We start from the raw sequence: 7,367 nt of genomic DNA on the forward strand, positions 1-7,367 counted from the left end.
CGCCTACGGGCGCTGCTGAGCGAGCAACCACTCGTAGAGGTTCGGGGAGTGATACGTGTGGTCCGTGTAGTAGGCCCGGGTGTAGGCCGCATGTCCCACGTTCTCGTAGCGAGTCACCACCGTCGGTGACGGAGGCGCGCAGGCGTTCAGTCGCGCGACGAAGTCCGTGGCCGTCCGCCCCCAACTGCTGTCGTTCGCCCCGTAGAACTGCCAGACCTTCACGTCCGCCTGCGCGAGATGGCACGCGTCGGTCGTCACGTTGTCCAGGTCCGGCGTCCAGATGATGCCGCCGTAGTGGGCACCATCCGTGGGGGCAATGGCCGCGATGCGCTGGGAGTTCGCGAGCGAGAACTCCACGAAGGCGGTGGTACCGAAGCCTCCCAGCGACAGGCCCGTCAGGTACACGCGCTTGGGATTGATGCGCAAGCCGGCCTGCGCGACGTCGAGCAGGCGCTCGATTTGATAGGGATGCCAGCTCGAGCCGCTCTCGCTCAACTGCGGGACGAGCACCACGAAGGACTCCGTCACCCCGTTGACTGTGAACTCCAGCGGTTGCCCCGCGTTGATCTGCGCGGGCACGCCATTGGCCAGCGTCCTGGACAGCTCCGTCGTGCCATTGCCACGCTCCCCGATGCCGTGGAGGAAGATGAGCAGCGGCCACCGACGGAGCGGGTCGGCGTCATACCCACGCGGCAACGACTCGTAGTACCCCATCTGACCGTTCCAGAGCTTGGGCACCGTGGTCACCCTCGGCGTGAGGGTGCGCTGGGTGACGGGCGGGGGCGGCGTGCTGGCGCGCCGGTGGGAGAGCATCCAGTGGTAGATGTTGCTGGCCACCGGCTGCGTGGGGGAAGCGCCCGAGCCGATGATCCAATGGTCCCCCGTCGTGGGGCGCGTGTAGCGCGGCGCAGGGTCCGGCGCGGGGGCGCAGGCGTTGAGGCCGTTCACCGCGGCGTCCGTCGAACTCACGTGCACCGTGCCGTCATCCGCCGCGTGGAAGGCCCACACGGGCACGTCCTCGGTGGCCAGCCGGCAGACCTGTGACACGCCGTTCACGCTGTAGACGCGCCCGCCCGAGAAGGGAACGATGGCGGCAATCTGGCGGGCGTGCGCGTCCGAGCGCTGCGGGAAGCTCCAGGTGTGGAACGCACCCAGCGAGAAGCCCATCAGGTACACGCGGTCCGAGTCGGCGCGGAGATTCGCCTTGGCCGAGTCGATCATCGCCTGGGTGAAGAAGTCCTGCCAGTCGCCGTAGTTTCCGTGGAGCTGCGGAATCATGACGATGAACGACTCGGTCACTCCGTTGATCGCGAACTCCAACGGCAGGTTGTCCCGGACGAGCGTCATGTTGCCGAGCACGCTCGGCAGCGACTCCGGGGTGCTGCCCTTCTCGCCGACGCCGTGGTGGAAGACGATGACCGGCCACTTGCGGTTCGGGTCCGTGTTGTACCCGCGAGGCAGCGACTCGTAGTAGTGGATGAGCTTGCCGCCCGCCGTGACGGACTTCTCGGTGAGCGTGCGCAGGAAGGGCGTGCCGCTTCCCGTACTCGGCACCACGGACACGCTCACGTCATCGGACGCGCTCGCGCCCTGGGCATCCGTCACCGTGAGGCGGAAGACGTAGGTCCCCTGCGCCAGGTTGCTCGCGACGAGCGGGGTCCAGGGGTTCTGGTAGAGCCGCGCCGTGGTGGGACCCGAGACCTGGGACCACACGAAGGTCATGCTCTGTCCCTCCGGGTCGGAGAAGGACTGCTGGAGCGCCACCGTGTTGGTGGGCAGCGGCACGGTGCGGTCGGCCCCGGCGTTCACCACGGGGGGCTGATTCACCACCACGCCGCCGTCCTGCTCGATGACCTCGAGCACGCCCAGGTAGCCGAAGATGGCGCCGGGCTTCATCGTCACGGTGATGTCCAGCGCCCCGTTGGAGGGCACCAGGTTCGTCAACTGCACCACGCCGTCGATGTTGTTGGTCGCCTGCAGATCCACCGCCTGCGTGCCCACCGTGTAGCGCGTCGTCCTGTCCGCCGTGTCACCCGCCATCCGCGACGCATAGAAGCGCAGCGAGTAGGTGCCATTGATGGCCAGCCCGGAGAGGCGGACCTGCGCCTGCGAGTCCGTCGTCCCCTCGTTGGTGCCAATGAAGAACGTGTCCCGCGTGGCCGACGCGGGATAGACGGTGCTCGCGGTGGTGCCCCCGCCGTTGTAGGCGCCCGTCCAGCCCTGCCAGAACCCGTCCGTTATCTGGAGCGACAACCCCGAGCCCACGCCCGTGGCGTCCACCAGGTTGCTCAGCGATGAGCCCGTGGAGCCGAAGTGGAGATTGTTCCACCCCGGCGTGGCGGTGGGCCCGTCACCGAAGTCGACGAGGAAGCGCCGCTCGGCGGCGACGGCCTCGGAGGCGCCCCAGACCTGGAGGAGCAGTGAGACCACCGCGAACATGGGAAGTCCGGGCAGTGCCCGGCGGGAGAGACGCATGATGGAGAACCCTCCTTGGTTCACCTCCATGGTATCCAGGCCTATCAATATTTACACGAATTTCGTGTTCCTTTGACTGTCGTAGTACCACTGTATCTGTATCCAGGCTGCCGGAAAGGTGGCCCCCCGCCGTGGCCTCGAGACGCCGTCTGGGGCACGTTGGTGCTGCCGCGCGTCTTTGCGCCAGGTCCCGAATCGTGTGCACGTGGTCCGGAGAGGGGCGGGGAGGAAGGCTCCTCGGAGGCATCATTCAGTGGTGTCTTGGATTGAAGTCAGCAGGCCCTGTCGAGAGAGCGACGATCATTTCAGACGCCAGTAACTTCAATGGCAACGGCCATGATGAGATGCAGAGCGCTGGCTCGGTCCGGGTAGGCTCGTCGGACAGAAGTGCGACAATGCTTGTTGCTTGGAAGATTCCTTTGGAATGGTAGTTGATTGGGGCTGGAACCTTCGCGTGGCCTTGATGGCAGGATTTGCGCCGGAATGTGACGCTAATCACTCCCTTGGTGATGTATAGTCCGTGGCGGGGCCGGAAATTCTTCGCGGAGTTCCATCATGCCGCTACAATCGCGACGCCTCTTCTCGTGTCTTTGCATCTTGCTGCTGGCTGCATGTGGAGGTGAGTCCTCCGACCTGTCCTCCCATTCCACCTCGCGCGGGTCGCTGGTCCAGGATGACTACGGAGACGTGCCGTGGGAGGCCACCCCTGTCGATCCCCATGCCGGCCCCATCGTGGGCGCCCTGGACTTCGACGGGGACCACGACGTCTTCTCCTTCACCGCCCAGGCTGGGCGCTACTACCGTTTCCAGTGCCTCTTCTCCGGCCCGCTCTCGGAGTGGACCCTTCGCCGCTTTGACGCCCAGATGCAGGGGGCGGAGACCGAGGGGGTCTGGGCGCCGCCTGGAATGGGCATCCACTTCAAGGTGGCGGTCACGGAGCCCACGTACCTGAGCATCTCCTCCCGGCCCGCGGTGACGGTGAGTCCCTACTCCTGTGAAATCGTCGAGCTGGGTTTGGACGACCATGGGGACCTGGCCGCCACCGCGACGCCCTGGAACCCAGCGACCGCTGCTACGGGCGTCCTTGAGTATGTCTTCGACCGGGATGTGTTCTCGCTGTCCCTTCCACGGGGAGCCGTCTATCGCGTGCGTTGCGAGTCGACGACGCTGAACCCCTGCAAGGTGAATGTCACCTCGCCGGTGGGGACTGCCACGGGAGCGACGGTCCAGGCAGCCGTCTTCAATGCCACGCACCCGGGGACCTACAGCGTAGAGGTCACCCCGGACTGGTACGCGCCCTTGCTCCTCAATGGTACCTATGCCCTTGAGCTCGACTTCCTCGAGGCCGACGACCATGGGGACGTGCTGGAGTTCGCCACACCGCTAACCCCTTCGCCCACGCCCTTCACCGGCAGGGTGTCGAATGCCAAGGACCGGGATGTCTTCACCTTCTCGGCGGTACAGGATCATCTCTATCGCTTCACCTGTAGTGCGCCACCGAGCCCTGGCCTCCTGCTCCGTGACGGTGCTGGGGTGGCGGTGGAGGGCTCGGTCCATGTGTCGGGTTGGAGCACGAGTGTCTCCGTGGAGGCGCCCGCTGCTGGGGGCTATTCCGTCGAACTCTTTCACGACAACTTCGTCGGCCCCTACACCTGCGCCCTTGAGGACCTGGGGCTGGATGACCATGGGGACTCGGCTGGCGTGGCGACGGCCATTGCGTTCCCCACGACGCTCGACGGCCACCTGGAGACGCGCGGGGACGTGGATGTGTTCACGTTCCCTGTCCAGGCGGGGCGCATCTATCGCTTCCTTCGCACGAGCGGCACGGGGAGTTCCCAGGCCCTCCAGCTCAGGAATGCCCAGGGGCAGTCGCTCCAGACCTCGAACTCCGGGCATCTGATTCATGAGGCCACGGAGGACGCGCAGTACACCCTGGAGGTGAAGCTTGATCCCGGTGGCATCCGCTACCCAGGAACGTACGTCATCGAGGCCACCGACATGGGGCCTGACGACCACGCGAACACGCAAGTGGGCGCGACCGTACTGGTGCCGGGGCAGACCGCGACGGGCTGGCGGCATCGCGAGCAGGACCGGGATGTCTTCGTCTTCCACGCGCAGGACCAGACCCTCTACAACTTGTACTGCACGGTGTGCGATCTCACCTTCGAGACGCCCAACGGGCCGGCGCGTCGGATTCACCATGGAGGTCCTACCCGGTTCTTTTTCGATCCGGTCGAGGCGGGGCCCATCTATGTCACCGTCAACCAGGCGTTCGTCGGGGCCTTCTATGACCTTCGGTTGGAGGTGGCCGCCGTGGATGACCATGGGGACGACGTGGCCCATGCCACGGTCATCACCTTCCCGTCGTCGTTCATGGCCGGGTTGGATTCCTTCTACGACGTGGATGTCTTCGCGGCCGACCTGGTGGCAGGTCAGCCGCGCCGGGTCCACGTCCTGGGCGCCTACTCGATGTTCCAGGTGTTGGACCCGATGGGCCAGCCCGTGGCCGTGAACTCCGTGGGCGAGTTCACGCCGCAGCTCTCGGGGAGCCACCATGTCGTGGTCAAGGTCGACCCCTGGTATGCCTACCAATACGGGGCATTCCGGCTGACGCTGGACTGAGGTTGTCGGGGTTGCGCGAGGGCACGGAGGGTTCCTCCTCCGTGCCCTTGTTGTCTGGGGGCACACCTCCCGTGCGTGGCATCGAGAGCCGGGTGGCATCGAGTTGGAGAAGGGGCTCGCCGCTCCGGAGGGCACGACGGGCTGGACTCCGCCAGGGCGGGTCGTCCGGCGTCCCTCAGGGACTGACGATTCGCCCCAGGAAGAGCACGCTCTTCGTCTCCACCTCTTCGATGAAGAAGAAGAACGGGCTGTCCACCCGGAACTCCGGCGGGAGGGACACGGGGACGCCCTCGATGGCGGTGGCGGCGGCGGCCTCGGTGCCGCGCTCGTCCACGGCCACGAAGGTCTGGTGTTGCGCGCCGCTGAGCATCAAGCGCTCCTTCCGGGTGATGCCAGACAGGTCCGCCTGGGTGCTGAAGGCATCCACCATGCCCAGCGCCTTCAGTGCGTCGACGACGGAGAGCGACTGGCTCACCTCGAAGCGAGGCATGCTCAGCATCACGTGATGGTTCCTCAATTGCGCCCGCACGGTGTCGAGGAAGGTGGCGGACAGGCGCTGCTCCACGTCCTGGAAGCGATTCGCATCGGGAATGACCAGGAGCATGCGGAAGGCGCGCCCCGCGTACGGAAGCGCGATGGCGTCATAACCATCACCCTCCGCGACGGGGAAGAGCCAGGAGGTGTTCATCGTGGGGACGGGGGTCGTGGCTCCGTCCAGCCCGTGGAAGGGCTCCGAGCGGGTCCCCTGGGGCATGAACGGCGCACGCCAGCTCCCCTTGAAGTACAAGGCATTGGCCAGGACCAGGCGCGTGTCCGGACGCACCTCGCCCTCGGGAATCAGGTCCTGGATGCGCCCGTTCGTCTTGCCGGAGACCCAGTCGTTGATGGAGCGACGCACGCCGTCCGCGTCCGCGGCGAAGTCCACCGCGCGCAGACCCGCGCCATGGTGCTCGGCGAGCACATCCAGGTAGGACGCCTCCAGGGGATAGCCCTGCTGGCTCCACAGGGCATTCACCGTGCGGAAGGTTGGCGCGTCACCTGTGTCGCCATGCGACTGGCCGGCCTGGGCCTGGAGCGCCAGGTCCAATCGGTTGAGCGCGGGATGCAGCCGCTCCTGAGGCAGCGTGAAGCCCAGCGCCCGCGCCATCTGCGTCGCGGTGTCACCGCGCGCTCCGGCGTACACCATACTGAAGGCCCGGGTGAGGCTGAGCGGAGACAGGACGACATTCTCTCCGGGCTTGTCCACCTGCCGGTACATGGCCACGCCGAAGTCGGTGTTGCTCGCGACGAGCGAGGCGAAGTCGGCGTCGGAGACGACAGGCGCCGCCACCCGTTCCTTGTTGGAGGCCACCAGTTCCCCGGGAGCCGGAGTCTCGTCCTCCATGGGCGTCTGGCCGTCGGAGTGGCAGGCAGCCAATCCCAACAGCGCGGTGAATACACAAGCCTTCAGCGGGGTCGACGACATCGGGGTCCAGTCCTTTCGGAGTGCGGAGGACAGCCCTGGGAAGCAAGCGCCATGCGCATCCCTCCGGCCTGGGATTTCAATGGGTTGCCCTCGACGCGGGACGGCGCTCCTCGGATTTTCGAGGACAGGTCCTCGCCCCTTGAAGGAAATTCCGTGACGGCTGTTTCACCGAAACGGAAAGGCCTGGGATGACCAACCACCGGCTTACTCCAATCATCGTCCAGTCGGAGGACGTGGTCTCCCACGCCGACGAAGAGGTGGTTGCGGAAGAAGGCCCGTGAGTTCACGGGCCCCTTGGGGAGGGCGAGCTTCCGTCGGGGCCCGCACACGCGCCCGACACCGGAAAGCGGGTGGCGTGACGCGCGACGAGGGCCTTGCCCTGGAGCGCGAACAGACCGCCGTTGCCATACACGTAGAGCGTGCCCGCGTGGGACCTCAGACCGCGGAGCCTGCTCTGCTCCTTGCCCACCTGTTCGAAACACAGCTCCTTTCCCTCGGGCGTGAGCCGACCCAGCCCGTTCGCCGAGCACAGGCCAGGAAGTGGTGTGCGAGGACGGCGCGGACTACGTCTATGCCGACCTCTTCAACGACGACACGAACGTGGCGGAGACCCACTCCATCCTGCTCGCCTCCACCTCCGGAGAGAAATACGGTGACGGAAGAGTCTTCGCCCACGTACGGGTCGCGGCGACCGTGGCCACCGGTAAGGGCCGCGTGCTGCGCATGGAGCCGCTGTTGATGGCGCCTGGCGCAACGCTCATACATCAGAGGGATGGGGCCCAGTAGAGGGGAGGGAGGGTGCAGG

General features: G+C 66.2%; 4 protein-coding genes. 2 read left to right on the plus strand and 2 right to left on the minus strand.

Annotation, left to right across the window (positions count from 1 at the left end):
• Positions 1–3 precede the first annotated feature (3 nt).
• Positions 4–2,475 carry an Ig-like domain-containing protein gene (locus HR086_RS06205; RefSeq protein WP_174465109.1) on the minus strand — a complete coding sequence of 824 codons (2,472 nt, stop codon included), beginning with the start codon at positions 2,473–2,475 and terminating at the stop codon, positions 4–6.
• Between the two features lie 555 nt (positions 2,476–3,030).
• Between HR086_RS06205 and HR086_RS06210 the strand changes: the two genes are divergently transcribed.
• Positions 3,031–5,097: a hypothetical protein gene (locus tag HR086_RS06210; RefSeq protein ID WP_174465110.1), complete on the plus strand. Its 2,067-nt coding sequence runs from the start codon at positions 3,031–3,033 to the stop codon at positions 5,095–5,097.
• Positions 5,098–5,272: 175 nt separating this feature from the next.
• Here HR086_RS06210 and HR086_RS06215 read toward each other — a convergent pair whose 3' ends face one another.
• On the minus strand, positions 5,273–6,562 hold the full coding sequence (locus HR086_RS06215; protein WP_174465111.1) for a serpin family protein: 1,290 nt from the start codon (positions 6,560–6,562) through the stop codon (positions 5,273–5,275).
• 543 nt (positions 6,563–7,105) lie between these two features.
• Here HR086_RS06215 and HR086_RS06220 point away from each other — a divergent pair.
• A complete protein-coding gene (locus tag HR086_RS06220; protein WP_174455735.1) occupies positions 7,106–7,348 on the plus strand; it encodes a hypothetical protein in 243 nt (80 codons plus the stop codon).
• The last annotated feature ends 19 nt before the right edge of the window (positions 7,349–7,367 follow it).

Origin of the sequence: Myxococcus sp. CA039A (assembly GCF_013336645.1) — a bacterium.
Lineage (GTDB): Bacteria > Myxococcota > Myxococcia > Myxococcales > Myxococcaceae > Myxococcus > Myxococcus llanfairpwllgwyngyllgogerychwyrndrobwllllantysiliogogogochensis.